At 72.3% G+C, this 15,678-nt stretch carries 12 protein-coding genes; 4 read left to right on the top strand and 8 right to left on the bottom strand.

Annotated features, from left to right (window positions below; all coding sequences use genetic code 11):
• Positions 1-175 precede the first annotated feature (175 nt).
• Genes ADY01_RS20505 through pdhA form a run of 3 tightly spaced genes read right to left on the bottom strand, consistent with a single transcriptional unit; the run spans position 176 to position 3,766 of the window.
• The gene (locus ADY01_RS20505) at positions 176-1,564 is read right to left on the bottom strand and encodes a dihydrolipoamide acetyltransferase family protein (RefSeq protein WP_049575567.1); all 1,389 of its coding nucleotides are present in this window, start codon (positions 1,562-1,564) and stop codon (positions 176-178) included.
• Between the two features lie 26 nt (positions 1,565-1,590).
• Positions 1,591-2,568: an alpha-ketoacid dehydrogenase subunit beta gene (locus ADY01_RS20500; RefSeq protein WP_049575563.1), complete on the bottom strand. Its 978-nt coding sequence runs from the start codon at positions 2,566-2,568 to the stop codon at positions 1,591-1,593.
• A gap of 1 nt (position 2,569) precedes the next feature.
• Positions 2,570-3,766, bottom strand: a complete 1,197-nt coding sequence (pdhA, locus tag ADY01_RS20495) for a pyruvate dehydrogenase (acetyl-transferring) E1 component subunit alpha (RefSeq protein ID WP_049575561.1) — start codon at positions 3,764-3,766, stop codon at positions 2,570-2,572.
• Between the two features lie 356 nt (positions 3,767-4,122).
• On the opposite strand from pdhA, the gene ADY01_RS20490 reads away from it, so the two are divergent.
• Positions 4,123-4,782 (top strand): response regulator, encoded by a 660-nt coding sequence (locus ADY01_RS20490; protein ID WP_049575558.1) that lies wholly within the window; start codon positions 4,123-4,125, stop codon positions 4,780-4,782.
• 26 nt (positions 4,783-4,808) lie between these two features.
• Here ADY01_RS20490 and ADY01_RS20485 read toward each other — a convergent pair whose 3' ends face one another.
• Both ADY01_RS20485 and ADY01_RS20480 read right to left on the bottom strand, forming a co-directional pair.
• Positions 4,809-5,855 carry a phosphotransferase gene (locus ADY01_RS20485; protein ID WP_049575555.1) on the bottom strand — a complete coding sequence of 349 codons (1,047 nt, stop codon included), beginning with the start codon at positions 5,853-5,855 and terminating at the stop codon, positions 4,809-4,811.
• Positions 5,839-7,515: a protein kinase domain-containing protein gene (locus ADY01_RS20480; protein ID WP_049575552.1), complete on the bottom strand. Its 1,677-nt coding sequence runs from the start codon at positions 7,513-7,515 to the stop codon at positions 5,839-5,841. Before ADY01_RS20480 ends, ADY01_RS20485 begins: the two co-directional genes overlap by 17 nt.
• Before the next feature lie 222 nt (positions 7,516-7,737).
• Between ADY01_RS20480 and ADY01_RS20475 the strand changes: the two genes are divergently transcribed.
• Positions 7,738-9,366, top strand: a complete 1,629-nt coding sequence (locus ADY01_RS20475) for a protein kinase domain-containing protein (protein ID WP_049575549.1) — start codon at positions 7,738-7,740, stop codon at positions 9,364-9,366.
• Between the two features lie 57 nt (positions 9,367-9,423).
• Here ADY01_RS20475 and ADY01_RS20470 read toward each other — a convergent pair whose 3' ends face one another.
• The 3 genes from ADY01_RS20470 to ADY01_RS20460 all read right to left on the bottom strand — a co-directional run bounded on the left by ADY01_RS20470 (position 9,424) and on the right by ADY01_RS20460 (position 13,820).
• The gene (locus tag ADY01_RS20470) at positions 9,424-10,251 is read right to left on the bottom strand and encodes a maleylpyruvate isomerase family mycothiol-dependent enzyme (RefSeq protein WP_049575547.1); all 828 of its coding nucleotides are present in this window, start codon (positions 10,249-10,251) and stop codon (positions 9,424-9,426) included.
• Between the two features lie 265 nt (positions 10,252-10,516).
• On the bottom strand, positions 10,517-11,797 hold the full coding sequence (locus ADY01_RS20465; protein ID WP_049575544.1) for a M18 family aminopeptidase: 1,281 nt from the start codon (positions 11,795-11,797) through the stop codon (positions 10,517-10,519).
• Between the two features lie 193 nt (positions 11,798-11,990).
• Complete coding sequence (locus ADY01_RS20460) at positions 11,991-13,820, bottom strand: acyl-CoA dehydrogenase (protein ID WP_049575541.1); 1,830 nt, start codon at positions 13,818-13,820, stop codon at positions 11,991-11,993.
• A gap of 109 nt (positions 13,821-13,929) precedes the next feature.
• On the opposite strand from ADY01_RS20460, the gene ADY01_RS20455 reads away from it, so the two are divergent.
• Together ADY01_RS20455 and ADY01_RS20450 are read left to right on the top strand one after the other, a co-directional pair.
• Positions 13,930-14,424, top strand: a complete 495-nt coding sequence (locus tag ADY01_RS20455) for an SseB family protein (protein ID WP_049575538.1) — start codon at positions 13,930-13,932, stop codon at positions 14,422-14,424.
• 96 nt (positions 14,425-14,520) lie between these two features.
• Positions 14,521-15,474 (top strand): pirin family protein, encoded by a 954-nt coding sequence (locus tag ADY01_RS20450; RefSeq protein ID WP_049575535.1) that lies wholly within the window; start codon positions 14,521-14,523, stop codon positions 15,472-15,474.
• Positions 15,475-15,678: the final 204 nt, after the last annotated feature.

Here is a 15,678-nt window from a genome sequence, read left to right as displayed (position 1 = left end):
TGGCTCATCGGGTCGGAGGTGAAGTACGTGGCGACGGCGTCCGCGTCGCCGAGCGTGGCGGCCCGGCGGGTGACCGTGCGAAGGATGCGGGCGGCCGAGTCGGCGAGGCGTTCGGAACGGCGGGGGGGGGGGGGGGGGGGGGGCGGCCCCCGGCCCCCCCCCCGCCGTCACCCGTTCAGCCCCAGGTGAGCAGCCTCTTCGGACGCTCCAGCACGGCCGCCACGTCCGCGAGGACGCGGGAGCCGAGCTCGCCGTCCACCAGCCGGTGGTCGAACGAGAGCGCGAGCGTGGTGACGTGCCGCGGTGTGACCTTCCCCTTGTGCACCCAGGGTCGCTCCCTGATGGCGCCGAGGGCGAGGATCGCGGACTCCCCCGGGGTGAGGATCGGGGTGCCGGTGTCGATGCCGAAGACCCCGATGTTGGTGATGGTCACCGTGCCGTCCCGCATGTCGGCCAGGGACGTCTTCCCCTCCCTGGCCGTGGCGACCAGCTCCGTCAGCGCCACGGACAGCTCGGGGAGCGACTTGGCGCCCGCGTCCTTGACGTTGGGCACGATCAGCCCGCGCGGGGTGGCCGCGGCGATGCCCAGGTTCACATAGTCCTTGTGGACGATCTCCTGACGCTCCTCGTCCCAGGCGGCGTTGACGTCCGGGTTGCGCCGGATGGCGACCAGGAGCGCCTTGGCCACGAGGAGCAGGGAGTTGACGCGCAGCCCTTCCATGTCCGGGTCCTTGCGCAGCCGTTCGACCATGCGGACCGTGCGGGTGACGTCGACCGTCACGAACTCCGTGACGTGCGGCGCGGTGAAGGCGCTGGCCACCATCGCCTGCGCGGTGGCCTTCCGCACCCCCTTGACCGGGACCCGCCGCTCCCGGGCATCCGCCGCGGCGGGCTCCGCCTCGGCGACGGGAACGGGCTCGGGCTCGGGCCGGACGGCGGCGTGCACGTCCTCGCGGGTGACCACGCCGTCGGGCCCCGAGGGGATGACAGCCGACAGGTCCACGCCCAGGTCCTTGGCCAGCTTCCGCACCGGCGGCTTGGCCAGCGGCCGTTCCCCGGCCGCGCCGCCGGGCCGCGCGTAAGCCTCGCCGAGGTGCGCGCCGGGTTGCGCCTCGGATCGCGCGCTGGGTTGCGCGCTGGGTTGCGTGTCGGGTTGCGCCCCGGCCTGCTGGGCCGGGACGGCGGCCTTCCGCGGGCGCCGCTTGGTCGACGCCTGCGAGACGCCGTAGCCGACCAGGACCGGCTCCCGGCTCGCGGTGCCCGCCTTCGCGGGCTCCTCGGAGGGCTCCTCGGCCGGGGCCCCGGAGGGATCCGTGTCGATCCTGATGATCGGCATGCCGACGTCGACCGTCGTGCCCTCCTCGAACAGGAGCTCGCGCACCTCCCCGTCGTACGGGATGGGCAGCTCGACGGCGGCCTTGGCCGTCTCGACCTCGACGACCACCTGCCCGTCGGCGACCGTGTCGCCGGGCCGGACCAGCCACTTCAGGATCTCCGCCTCCGTGAGACCCTCGCCCACGTCCGGCATTCTGAACTCTCGGTAGCGCTGTGCCTCAGCAGCCATCGTCACGACTCTCCTCAGCCTCTCCCTCAGTACGCCAAGGCGCGATCAACGCTGTCCAGCACCCTGTCCAGCCCCGGAAGGTACTCCTCCTCCAGGCGCGCCGGCGGATAGGGGGCGTGGAAGCCGCCGACCCTGAGCACCGGAGCCTCAAGATGGTAGAAGCACCGCTCGGTGATCCGTGCCGCCACCTCCGCGCCCGAGCCGAAGAACACCGGCGCCTCGTGCACGACGACCAGGCGCCGCGTTCGTTCGACCGACCGCTGGATCGCGTCGAAGTCGAGCGGCGAGACCGACCGCAGGTCGAGCACCTCCAGCGAGACGCCGTCCTCCTGTGCCGCGGCGGCCGCGGCCAGGCAGGTCTTCACCGAGGGCCCGTAGGCCGCCAGCGTCAGGTTCTCGCCCTCCCTGACCACCTTGGCGGCGTGCAGCGGCCCGGGGATGCCCGCCGTGTCGACCTCGCCCTTGTCCCAGTAACGGGCCTTCGGCTCGAAGAAGACCACCGGGTCGTCGCACTCGATCGACTGCCGCAGCATCCAGTACGCGTCCGAGGCGTCCGCGGGCGTCACGACCTTCAGGCCCGCCACGTGCGCGAACAGCGACTCGGGCGACTCGCTGTGGTGCTCGACGGCGCCGATGCCGCCGCCGTAGGGGATCCGGATGACGACCGGCAGCTTGACCGTTCCCAGCGACCTGGCGTGCATCTTCGCCAGCTGCGTGACGATCTGGTCGTACGCGGGGAAGACGAAGCCGTCGAACTGGATCTCCGCGACCGGCCGGTACCCCCGCAGCGCCAGGCCGATCGCCGTCCCGATGATGCCCGACTCGGCCAGCGGGGTGTCGATCACCCGGTCCTCGCCGAAGTCCTTCTGCAGTCCGTCCGTGACCCGGAAGACCCCCCCGAGCTTGCCCACGTCCTCGCCCATGACCAGGACCTTCGGGTCGCTCTCCAGGGCGGAGCGCAGCGAGGAGGTCAGGGCCTTGGCCAGAGCCATCTTCTCGGCCATGTCAGTTCCCCTCGTGGTCGGCGAAGGACGCCAGATACGCCGCGTACTGCGCGCGCTCCTCGTCCACCAGCGTGTGGCCGTCCGCGTATGTGTGCTCGAACATCGCCATGCCGTCCGGGTCGGGCATGGTCCGGATGGCCTCGCGCACGCGCCGCGCCAGCGCGTCGCTCTCCTCGTCGAGCTCCGCGAAGAACGCCTCGTCCGCCGCGCTCTCCCGCTCCAGCAGGCGGCGCAGGCGCAATATCGGGTCCTTCCCCTCCCAGACCTCCAGCTCCTCCTTGCGGCGGTAGCGCGTCGGGTCGTCCGACGTCGTGTGCGCGCCCATCCGGTAGGTGAACGCCTCCACCAGGATCGGCCCCTGCCCGGTGCGGGCGTGCTCCGCCGCGGCGCGCGTCACCGCGAGCACGGCCAGCACGTCGTTGCCGTCGACCCGGACGCCGGGGAACCCGTAGCCCTGCGCCCGCTGGTACAGCGGAACGCGGGTCTGGCGCTCGGTCGGCTCGGAGATCGCCCACTGGTTGTTCTGGCAGAAGAACACCACCGGCGCGTTGTAGACGGCGGCGAAGGTGAACGCCTCCGCCACGTCGCCCTGGCTGGAGGCGCCGTCGCCGAAGTACGCCAGCACGGCCACGTCGGCGCCGTCCTTGGCCACGCCCATCGCGTAGCCCGTGGCGTGCAGCACCTGCGAGCCGATGACGATGGTGTAGAGGTGGAAGTTGTTGCCGCCCGGGTCCCAGCCGCCGTGGTTGACGCCACGGAACATCCCGAGCAGCAGCGTCGGGTCCACGCCCCTGCACCAGGCCACGCCGTGCTCCCGGTAGGTGGGGAAGACGTAGTCGTCGTCGCGCAGCGCGCGGCCCGAGCCGATCTGGGCGGCCTCCTGGCCGAGCAGCGAGGGCCACAGGCCCAGCTCGCCCTGGCGCTGCAACGCGGTGGCCTCGGCGTCGAAGCGGCGCGTGAGGATCATGTCCCGGTACAGGCCGCGCAGCTGCTCGGGGGTGGTCTCCAGCGCGTAGTCGGGGTGCTCGACGCGCTCGCCCTCGGGCGTCAGGAGCTGCACCATCTCGGGGCGGTCCGGCGCCGACCCGCCCTTCCCCGCGGCCTTCCCCGTCGGCTTCCCCGCCGTCCTGCCGCCTGCCGTCTTCTTCGCCGCGGCGCTGCGTGGCCTGCCACGTGCGGCGGTGCTTTCCACGGTCACTCGTGCTCCTCCGTCGGTCCGGCCCCCGGGGTCCACCGGGCGGCCAGTGCGGCCCGTCCGGTCCCGTACGGCGCACGGGGGTGTGTGCGGCGTGGACGGAACCGGGCGGTTCTCTGTCCCGTTCTCGTCCCTGCCGACGGCCCCATAAGAGCACGGTATCCAGTGGGTCCACAACCCATGAAACCGCCCCTGACCTGCGGATTTACCTGGAAATCCAAGTAGTTCGGGGGCGGGTGGGGAACGGTGCTGCTCCAAGCCTGGCAGGGGTGAAGGACACCTGCACGTTAACCCGGGCAACTGGGTCCCGGGAAGAGCGGTGCAGGGCGGGGACCGGGCTCCTGTGTGACACTGACTCCGTGTCCGACAACGGAAAAATCACCGTATTCCTGGTCGACGACCACGAAGTCGTCCGTCGTGGCGTGCACGAACTCGTCGTGATGGAACCGGACATGGAGGTGGTCGGCGAGGCCGGGACGGCGGCCGACGCGATGACCCGCATCCCCGCGGCCAGGCCGGACGTGGCCGTGCTCGACGTGCGGCTCCCCGACGGCAGCGGCGTCGAGGTCTGCCGCGAGGTCCGTTCACGGGACGAGTCGATCAGGTGTCTGATGCTCACCTCGTACGCGGACGACGAGGCCCTGTTCGACGCGATCGTCGCCGGCGCCTCCGGCTATGTCCTCAAGGCCATCCGGGGGGACGAACTGCTGTCCGCCGTCAGGGACGTGGCCGCGGGCAGGTCGCTGCTCGACCCCGACGCCACGCAGCGCGTGCTGGCCCGCCTGCGCAGCGGCGGCGCCGGGGAGGACGAGGCGCTGGCCCGGCTCACCGAGCAGGAGCGCCGCATCCTCACCCTGATCGGCGAGGGGCTGACCAACCGCGCCATCGGCGACCGGCTGCACCTCGCCGAGAAGACGATCAAGAACTATGTCTCCAGCCTGCTGTCCAAGCTCGGCATGGAACGCCGCTCCCAGGCCGCCGCCTACGTGGCCCGCCACCAGGCCGAACGCGGCAGGTAGACCCCGCGGGGCGCCGGTGCCCCGGCTCAGTCGCAGAACGCGTCGGTGACCGCGGGCCCGTTCCGCGTCCACCACACCACCAGAGCCGCGGCGGCGGGGAACTGCGGGTCCGGGCGGGGGTCGCCGCGTTCGTAGTGCCAGTGCAGCATCCAGAAGTCGTTCAAACGTTCCCACCACACCCGGCGCACGCCCGCCGCCAACTCGGCGGAGGAGGCGCCCGTCGCCCGCCGGTACGCGCGGGCGTACGCGCGGATCTTCGCCAGGTCCAGGCTGCCGTCGGGGCGGAGATAGAAGATCGCGGCGGCGCGCACCGCCTCCTCCGCGCGGGGGCGCACGCCGAGTCGGTCCCAGTCCACGATGGCCACCGGCTCGACGGGGCCCTCGGTCCGGTAGAGCAGGTTCAGCGGGTGGAAGTCGCCGTGCACCCAGCCCTCGGCGGGGACCTCGGCCGAGCCGGGCCGCAGATGGGCGTGGTCGCTCAGCAGGCCCCGCCGTTCGAGCAGCCGGTGCTCGGCCAGCTCGTCGAAGCCGCTGCGGCGGGAACGGCTCCGCACCCGCGTGAGCAGGTGGTCGATGACGGCGTGGGTGTGTGCCGGCGCGGCGGCCTCGCCCGCCGGGGGCCTGGACAGCGGAGAACGCCCTATCACGCTCTCCAGCGCCCGGTGCACGCGCCCCAGCAGCGCGCCGAGGCGGCGGCTCTGCCCCCCGCTGAGCTGGCACCCGTGGCGGTGGCGGCCCTCGACCCACGGGTGCAGGGCGTAGCACCGGCCGCGGTGGACGGCGACGGTGCGGCCGTCCCGGTCGGCGAGCGGAGGCACCACCGGCAGGCCGAGCGCGGCCAGCGCGGCGGTCGCCCGGTGCTGGGCGACCAGGGGTATGACGGTCTCCGGGTCGCCGCCGAGGTGGTGCTTGAGGAAGAAGTGGCCGCGCGTGGTGGCCAGCCGGTAGCCCCGGTTGAGGAGTCCCTCGGCGACGCGGGCGCAGGCGACGGGCTCACCGGCGCCGTAGCGGCGCAGCAGTGCGTTCAGCGTGCGGTCGGAGAGCCCCGTCGCCGGGTCAGGGGCCCGACCCACCGGCGGTGCTGGGGGCGGTGCCGCCCTCGACGGTGCCCTGGTCGGCCCCGCCCTCGTCGGTGCCGCCCTCGTCCGTGCCGCCTTCGTCGGTCCCGCCCTCGTCCGTGCCGCCTTCGTCGGTCCCGCCCTCGTCCGTGCCGCCCTCGTCCGTTCCCTCGTCGCCGCCCTCGTTCTCGCCGCCGCCCGGGTCCTCCGGGTCGGTCGGCTCGCCCGGGTCCGTGGGCTCGGTCGGGGTGCCGGTCTCGGACTCCGTCGGGGTGCCGGTCCCGGTCTCCGTCGGCTCGTCCCCGCCGGTGTCGGGCGGCGGGTAGTCGCCGTCGTCGTCCTCGGGCGGCTCGGTGTCCTCGGTCGCGCTCGGCCGGTCCGGGGTCGGATCCTCGTCCCGGGTGTCGGCGGGCTCGCTGGTGCCGGGGTCGGCCGGGTTGTCCTCGGGGTCGTCGCCGCCGCCGAGGTTGGCCGCGACGAGCACGCCGGTGCCGATGGCGACCAGGGCCAGCAGGGCGACCAGTATCATCCGGCCGCGCCTCCCGTTCCCCTCGCCGCGACCGTGGCCGCGGCCGTGCCCGTCCCCGTCGTCGGCCCCGTCGCCGAGCAGCATCGGCGACGGGTACTGCCCGGTCGGGGCCTCGCGCGCGCCTCTGGGCGCCGGGGTGGTCATGCCCATGGGCGGGGTGGCGCCGCCCGTGACGGAGCCCGTGTTCCACAGGCCGGCGGTGTGGCCGCCGTGCTCCTCCAGCATCCGCAGCGCGTACTGGACCAGGCCGCGCATCTCCTCGGCCGACTGGAAACGGTCGTCCGGGTCCTTGGCCAGGGAGCGCATCACCAGGCCGTCGAGCTCGGGCGGCGCGGCGGTGGTCAGCTCGGACGGCAGCCGGGGCGTGTCCTGGACGTGCTGGTAGACGACGGCGAGCGGCGTCTCGCCCACGAAGGGCGGGCGCAGCGTGAGCAGCTCGAACAGCAGGCAGCCGACGGCGTACAGGTCGGACCTGGTGTCGATGGGCTTGCCGAGGGCCTGCTCCGGCGAGAGGTACTGGGGGGTGCCCATGACCATGCCGGTCTGGGTCATGGTCTGCGCGGCGCCGTGCAGGGCGCGGGCGATGCCGAAGTCCATCACCTTGACCGTGCCGGTCTCGGTGATGATGACGTTCGCCGGCTTGATGTCGCGGTGGACGATGCCGTGGTGGTGGCTGTAGGCCAGGGCCTCCAGCACGCCGGAGACGATGATGAGCGCCTGGGTCGCGGGCGGGCCCTCGGCGTCGATCAGGAGCTCCCTGATCGTCTTGCCGTTGACGAGCTCCATCACGATGTAGGGAACGAGGCTGCCGCCGACGGGCTCCTCGCCCGAGTCGTAGACCGCCACGACCGCGTGGTGGTTGAGCCCGGCGACCGACTGGGCCTCGCGCGTGAAGCGGGCCTTGGAGACCGGGTCCTGGGCCAGGTCGGCGCGGAGCAGCTTGACCGCGACGGTCCTCCCGAGCCGCACGTCCTCCGCGGCGTAGACCTCGGCCATGCCGCCCCGCCCGAGGCGGTGCGTCAGCCGGTAACGGCCGTCTCCGACCAGGCCGTTGTTCCCCCAGAGCTCGGGTGAGTCGGGCACTTCGCGACCGAAGGGTCCCTGACCCTCCTCGCCGGAGCCCCTGGCGCCTTGCTCCTGTGCCATCAGTCCTCGCCGTTGTCGCGTGCTCCCCTGGCCATCAAACCCGTTCGGAGGGCACACTGACAAGTTGAGCCGTCGGGGGCCGGTCACGGAACGGACAACGTGCTTGACGTGCCTGGACCCTGCGGCAGACTTGAGGCGGACAACCGGGTCCGTATTATGCGCGGCGAGAGGGTGTGCTCATCACAGCGCACGGACGCAACGCCGCCTAGGGGGAACAGTCGGATGAGTGACCACGCGCAGCCGCCTGGTGACTGGACGGGCCGCTCCGTGGGAGGCGGCCGCTATCAACTGCGCGATGTGCTGGGCACGGGCGGCATGGCCTCGGTCCACCTGGCATACGACACGGTCCTCGAGCGGTATGTCGCCATCAAGACCATGCACTCGGAGCTGGGGCGCGAGGACGCCTTCAGGGAGCGGTTCAAGCGCGAGGCGCAGTCGGTCGCCAAGCTCAGCCACACCAACATCGTCTCCGTCTTCGACACCGGCGAGGACCGCATAGGCGACGGCCCCGTGCCGTACATCGTCATGGAGTACGTCGAGGGCCGCCCGCTCCGCGACGAACTGGAGCAGGACATCGCGCGGTTCGGCGCGATGCCCGCCGACCGGGCGCTGACGATCACCGCCGACGTGCTCGCGGCGCTCGACATCAGCCACGAGATGGGCCTGGTCCACCGCGACATCAAGCCGGGCAACGTGATGCTCACCCGGCGGAACGTGGTGAAGGTCATGGACTTCGGCATCGCGCGCGCGATGCAGTCCGGCGTCACCGCGATGACCCAGACCGGCATGGTGGTCGGCACCCCGCAGTACCTCTCCCCCGAGCAGGCCCTCGGGCGCGGCGTCGACGCCCGCTCCGACCTGTACTCGGTGGGCGTCATGCTCTTCGAACTGCTCACCGGGCGGCTGCCGTTCGACGCGGACTCGCCGCTGGCCATCGCGTACGCGCACGTCCAGGAGGAGCCGCCCGCGCCCTCCTCGATCAACGCCTCGGTCCCGCCCGCGGTCGACGCGCTGGTGGCCACGGCGCTGAAGAAGAACCCCAACGAGCGCTTCCCCTCCGCCGAGGTGTTCCGCGCCGAGTGCCTGCGCCTGGCCGGGTCCCTCACGGGCGCGGCGCCGCAGATCGTGCCGGGCGCGCACGCCGCGACCAACAGCGGGTCGGCCGTCTCGCACGCCGTGTTCCCCGAGTTCGGCGGCCCGACCGCGCCCACCTCGCCGGTGCCCTCCCCGTACGCGCCCACCCCGCCGGCCGGCGGCTACGGGTACCCGCAGGCCGCGCCGCCGAGCACCCCGCCCCCGTTCCAGGTCAACGGCCCGGGGACCCCGCCGCCCCCCCCCCCGGGGAACGGCGAGCGCACCAGCACCTGGATGGTGATGACGGCCGCGGTGGTGGCGATCGCGCTGGTCGCGGCCGTGGCGATCGTCGTGGTCCTCACCAACGGCGGCGACGAGACGGACGACGCGGGCGACACCACGGGCAGCAGCCAGGAGCCGGGCGGCGACGGCGGCGGCGAGGAGCCGACCGCGGAGGAGAGCCCGAGGTTCACCGAGGGCGACCCGGAGCAGGCCATCGACCCGACGGAGTGCACGCACGCGAACGAGTACTACGACCAGGAGGCGAACCCGGGCGCCTTCGTGATGCCGGACTTCTACGACTGGCACATCGACTCGGTCAAGCAGTGCATCAGGGACGCGGGCTGGTCCTACGACGAGGACGTGGAGTACAAGGACGAGGTCATCAAGGGCGAGGGCATGGTCGTCGCCCAGACCCCGGCGTTCGGCGAGCCCTACACGCCCGACGAGGACGACATCACGCTGACCGTCTCCACCGGCCGCGAGCCGCCCAACTGAGGTCCGCGACGGGCCCGGCGCGCCGGTCGTCCCCGCGGCGGCCGGCGCCCCCCGCGCTCAGTGCGCGGGGGAGAAGCTGGAGAGGATCCGCTCGGCGAGGGCGGCGTCGCCCTCGACCTTGAGCTTGTCGGCGATCCGCTGCCGGGACCTGACCCGCCCGCCGACCAGCCGCGTGAAGGTCTCCCAGTCCAGGGTGAACGTGACGATCGGCCCCAGCGAAGGGCTGCTGTCCACCGTGCCGTTGCCCTCGTCGTCCACGCGCACGGTGCGCAGGAACTCCACGGGACCGCTCACGTCGAACACCACGGCCGACTTCTTCGGCGCGCCCGCGTCCTCGGCGATCAGCTTGGGCAGCCGCTGGAGCAGCACGTCGCGGGCGACCAGGGCGGCGTTGGTGTCCAGGCCCCCGGGCCGGCGCAGCGCGCGGCGGATGTCCTGCTCGTGGGTCCAGACGTCGAAGACGCGGGCGTCGAGGAACGCGTGCAGCGACAACTGCCCGTAGAGCGGGTGGGAGATGATGTCCTCGGGCTTGCGCCGCTCGTTCCTGAGCTGGCGCGAGCGGCGGATGATCGTGTACTCCAGCTCGCTCGTCATCTCGGGCCCGGTGTGGTGGCGCCGCACATCGACCTGGACCTCCAGGTAACGCGTGGGCTCGTCCACGACGTGGTAGAGGTCGCGCGGCAGGGTGTGGATCGGGCGGGGGTCGCCCAGCGCCTCGCACTCGCCGCCGATCACGTGCGACACCACGTCCCGCACCGACCAGCCGGGGCACTCCGTCGGGCGGTTCCATTCACCGTCCACGAGCGAGGAGACGAGCTCGGATATCGCCTCGATGGTCTGGGTCCAGGCATCGATGGACGGTTGAAGGCTCGGCTGCACGGTCACGGGACCCCTCGTGGCGGATCGTCGCTGGCTTGGGTGTTCACACGTTACGCTGCGCGGGCGCAGCCGGTGAATGCTTCTGGAGAGGAATCCTAGGGGGCCAGCGCGGTGTGCAGCCACCAGCCGGGCGATTGACGGAGCCGGCCGGTACCGCCGTGCAGTGCGGTGCCGGCCGCCCCCGTGAACTCCACGGTGCCGTGCGGGTTTCACAGGTCCGTGACGGCTCGTCGTCAGGCCCGCCACAGGCGTGTGGGGCGCGTGGGGCGTGTCAGGGCAGCAGGAACGCCGTCATCGCGTTGGCCAGCAGGTAGGGGTCGGCGGTGCCGCACAGCTCGCGGGCCGAGTGCATCGACAGGATCGCGGCGCCGATGTCCACGGTGGAAATGCCGTGCCTGGCCGCGGTGATGGGGCCGATGGTGGTGCCGCAGGGGACCGCGTTGTTCGACACGAACGACTGCCAGGGCACGCCCGCGCGCTCGCACGCGGCGGCGAACTCGGCCCTGCCGGTGCCGTCGGTGGCGTAGCGCTGGTTGACGTTGACCTTGAGGATGGGGCCGCCGCCCGCCATGGGGTGGTGGTCGGGGTCGTGCCGCTCGGGGTAGTTGGGGTGGACGGCGTGCCCGGTGTCGGAGGACAGGCAGAACGAACCGGCCAGGGCGCGCGCCCTCTCCTCGAACCCGCCGCCGCGGGCGTGGACGGAGCGGTGCAGCACGGTGCCGAGCAACGGGCCCTGGGCGCCGGTGTCCGAGGTGGAGCCGTTCTCCTCGTGGTCGAACGCGGCGAGCACCGGGATGTGGCGCGGGTCCGCTCCGGCCGCGGCGGTCAGCGCGGCGGTCGCGGCGTGGACCGACAGCAGGTTGTCCATGCGGGGGCCCGCCAGCAGCTCGCGGTCCTTGCCCAGGTAGGCCGGGGGCTCGACGCTGTGGGCCATCAGGTCGAAGCCGAGGACGTCGCGCGGCGCGAGCCCGGCCTCGGTGGCGAGGAACTCGACGAGCTCGCCCTCGCGCGGGGTGCCGATGCCCCAGATCGGCGTCATGTGGCGCTGCCGGTCCAGGGCGAGGCCGTCGTTGGCGCCGCGGTCCAGGTGGATGGCGAGCTGCGGGACGCGCACCAGCGGCCGGTCGACGTGCACGAGCGTGCTGGAGCCGTCGCGCAGGGCCAGCCGCCCGGACAGGCCCAGATCGCGGTCGAGCCACGTGTTGAGCAGGGTGCCGCCGTAGATCTCCACGGCCAGCTGCTTCCACCCGGCCCGCCCGGTGTCGGGGACGGGCTTGATCCGCAGGTTGGGCGAGTCGGTGTGGGCGCCCAGGACGCGGAACGGCGTGGCGGGCCCGGCGCCCTCGGGGACCCACCAGGCGACCAGCGCCCCGCCCCGGGTGACGAAGCGGCCCCCGGCCTCCCCGTCCCACGCCGCCGTCTCCTCGGCCTGCCTGAACCCGGCCTTCTCCAGGCGCTGCGCGGCGTTCGCCACCGCGTGGTACGGCGAGGGCGAGGCCGTGAGGAAGCCCATGAGGTCGTCCGTGTGGGCCCGGTCGAAGGGTGCAGTCATGTCACTCAGCATACGAACGCCCGGGTCGCCCGGCCCCGCCCGTGGCGAGCGGACCGCGTCACACGCCGGCGCGTGCCCGAGGCCCCGGTCCCCGTGCGTGGAGTGGTGGGGACCGGGGCCTCGGGGGTGGGGACGGGGCCGTGTCAGCGCGGGGCCGCTCCGGCCGGAGCGGCGGCCGGAGCGGCGGGAACGGTCAGAACGCGTCCTCGTCGAGGTCCATCAGGGAGAGGTCGGTGGTCTCGGCGATGGTGCGGGAGATCGCGACCGCGGGGAGCACGGTGGCCGCGAAGTGGCGGGCGGCGGCGATCTTGCCCTGGTAGAACGCGGTGTCCCGGGGCCCGGCGTCCGGCAGCTTGGCCGCGGCCACGGCGGCGCCGCGCAGCAGCAGGTACCCGACGATCACATCGCCGGAGGCCATGAGGAACGCCGTCGTGTTCAGCCCGACCTTGTACAGCGAGCGGACGTCCTTCTCGGTGGCGGCGAGGTCGGTGAGCAGGACGCCGACCGTGGCCTCCAGCTCGCCGACGGCCCGCGTGAGCTGGTCGCGCGCGGCGGCCAGCTCCTCGCCGCCCGGCGCCTCGGCGAGGAACTTCTTGATCTCCTCGGCGAGCGCGGTCAGGGCACGCCCCTCGTTCCGCACGATCTTGCGGAAGAAGAAGTCCTGCCCCTGGATGGCGGTGGTGCCCTCGTAGAGGGTGTCGATCTTGGCGTCCCTGATGTACTGCTCGATCGGGTACTCCTGGAGGTACCCGGAGCCGCCGAGGGTCTGGAGCGAGTGGGCGAGCTGCTCGTAGGAGCGCTCGGAGCCGTACCCCTTGACCACGGGGAGCAGCAGGTCGTTCATCGCCTCCTCGGCGCCGGCGTCCTCACCGGCGGCCCGCTTGACCAGGATGTCGTCCTGGAGGGCGGCCGTGTACAGCGCGAGCGCGCGCATGCCCTCGGCGTACGCCTTCTGCGTCATCAGCGAGCGGCGCACGTCGGGGTGGTGCGTGATGGTGACGCGGGGGGTCGACTTGTCGGCGAACTGCGTCAGGTCGGGGCCCTGCACGCGCTCCTTGGCGTACTCCAGGGCGTTGAGATAGCCGGTGGAGAGGGTGGCGATGGCCTTGGTGCCGACCATCATCCGCGCGAACTCGATGATCTTGAACATCTGGCGGATGCCGTCGTGCTTCTCGCCGAGCAGCCAGCCCTTGGCCGGGCGGCCGTGGGCGCCGAAGGTGAGCTCGCAGGTGTTCGACACCTTGAGGCCCATCTTGTGCTCGATGTTGGTGGCGTACACCCCGTTCCGCTCGCCGAGGGCGCCGGTGTCCCAGTCGAAGTCGAACTTGGGCACGATGAAGAGGGACAGGCCCTTGGTGCCGGAGCCGTGGCCCTCGGGGCGGGCCAGGACGAAGTGCACGATGTTGTCCGCGAGGTCGTGCTCGCCCGAGGTGATGAAGCGCTTGACGCCCTCGATGTGCCAGGTGCCGTCGTCCTGGCGGATCGCCCTGGTGCGGCCCGCGCCGACGTCGGAGCCCGCGTCGGGCTCGGTGAGGACCATGGTGGAGCCCCACCGGAGGTCCACCATCAGCCGCGCGATGCTGCGCTGCTCGTCGGTGCCCTCGTCGTAGAGCACGCGGCCGAAGGTCGGTCCCGAGGCGTACATCCAGATCGCCGGGTTCGCTCCGAGGACGTTCTCCCCGGCGCCCCAGATCAGCGAGCGGGGGGCGGTGAGGCCGCCCAGCTCCTCGCCGATGGACAGGCGCCACCACTCGGCGTCCATGTAGGCCCTGAAGCTCTTCTTGAACGACTCCGGCAGCGGCGCGGTGTGCGTCGCGGGGTCGAAGACCGGCGGGTGGCGGTCGTTGTCCGCGTAGGGGGCGGCGAGCTCCTGCTCGGCCAGCCGGGTGATCTCGGTGAGCATGCTCCTGGCGGTCTCGGTGTCCAGGTCCGCGAACGGGCCGGTGCCGTACACCGCGTCGCGGCCGAGGACCTCGAACAGATTGAATTCGATGTCGCGGAGATTCGACTTGTAGTGCCCCATGGCGACGACTCCGTAGGTATCGGGTACCGGCTGGTAACACCATGATGCTACCCATCGGTAATAAGAAGCAAGCGGAATCAGGTCAATGTGAGTCGGTACTCTCTCTCACATGTACGGCTACGACCAGTCCGGCTACGCCGGACAGCAGTCCTACGGGGGGCAGCAGCAGCCCGCCGCCGCCGGATACGGGGGTCAGCAGCTCTACCCGGAGCAGTCGCAGCCGGCAGCGCCCGCCGCCCCATCCGCGCCCCCCTCGCTCGCCGACGCGCTCCGGGCGTACACCTCGGGCGCGATGACGAGCGAGGAGTTCCACGACGTCTTCCTCGGCGCCAAGATCTACTGCCCGCGCGGCGAGAACCCGGGCTTCCTCGCGCTGCACAACACGCAGCAGCCGGTGATCCCGCTCTTCACCTCCCTCAAGGAGCTGCGCCGGTACGCGGGCAAGGAGTCGCGGTACTTCACCGTGACCGGCGGCGAGGTGCTCGACCTGCTGCCCACGGGGTACGGGTTCGCGCTGGACATGGAGGGCGAGCACCGGATCGTGCTGGACGCCAAGTCCGTGGAGGAGATGGTGGATTACACGATGCGCAGGATGTACGGGTAGGACGCTCCGGCGCGTGGGCGCAGCACGCGGAATGCCGGGACCTCGACTGCTGTTCACTGTTCAACTATTCTGTTGGCAGCCGCCGAGGAGGACGTCATGCCCGCGATCACCGTCGAGAACCCGCTGAGCCTGCCGCGCGTCACCACACCCCCGGCGACCGCCGCCGCCCGGGCCGTGCGCGCCGTGACCACCGCGCCGACCGGGTACGAGGGCGAGGGCTTCCCGGTCCGCCGCGCCTTCGCCGGGATCAACCACCGGCAGCTCGACCCGTTCATCATGATGGACCAGATGGGCGAGGTGGAGTACGCGCCCGGCGAACCCAAGGGCACGCCGTGGCACCCGCACCGCGGGTTCGAGACCGTCACCTACCTCATCGACGGCACCTTCGTGCACCAGGACTCCGAGGGCGGCGGCGGGGTGATCGGCGACGGCGACACCCAGTGGATGACGGCGGGGTCCGGGCTGCTGCACATCGAGGCGCCGCCGGAGGAGCTCGTCGTCTCGGGCGGCCTCTTCCACGGCGTTCAGCTCTGGGTGAACCTCCCGGCCGGCGACAAGATGACCGCGCCGCGCTACCAGGACATCGGCGGGAGCAACGTCAAGCTGCTGACCAGCGAGGACGGCGGGGCGCTGCTGCGGCTGATCGCGGGCGAGCTCGACGGCCACGGCGGCCCCGGGATCACGCACACGCCGATCACGATGATCCACGCGACGGTCTCGGCGGGGGCCGAGGTGACGCTGCCCTGGCGCGAGGACTTCAACGCGCTGGCCTACGTGCTGGCGGGGCGGGGCGGCGTGGGGCCCGACCGGCGGCCGGTCGAGATGGGCCGGACGGCGGTCTTCGGCCCCGGCGCGACGGTGACGGTGCGGGCGGACGCGACGCAGGACGCGCGCACGCCCGCGCTGGAGATCCTGCTGCTGGGCGGGCGCCCGATCAACGAGCCGGTCGCGCACTACGGGCCGTTCGTGATGAACACGCACGCCGAACTCGTGCAGGCGTTCGAGGACTTCCAGTCCGGGCGTTTGGGGCGTGTGCCGCCCACGGGGTGACCTGCGGTCGGCTTGGCCGTTCGTGGCTGGGGCGGTTTCCGAGGCTTTACGCAGCCACGTTGGGGCGAGCCTCCAAGATCGGGGGCCCTGATCGGGCACGTGCGGGCAGATGCACAGCCTGCCCGATCCGCCGGCCAGCGTAAGGGCCCCCGATCTCTCGCCCCAACGCGGCTCCTGCCCAAAGCCCTGTCTCTTATACACATT

The organism is Streptomyces sp. SBT349 (assembly GCF_001083795.1).
Taxonomy (GTDB): domain Bacteria; phylum Actinomycetota; class Actinomycetes; order Streptomycetales; family Streptomycetaceae; genus Streptomyces.
This window is presented reverse-complemented; position numbering and strand designations above follow the sequence as displayed.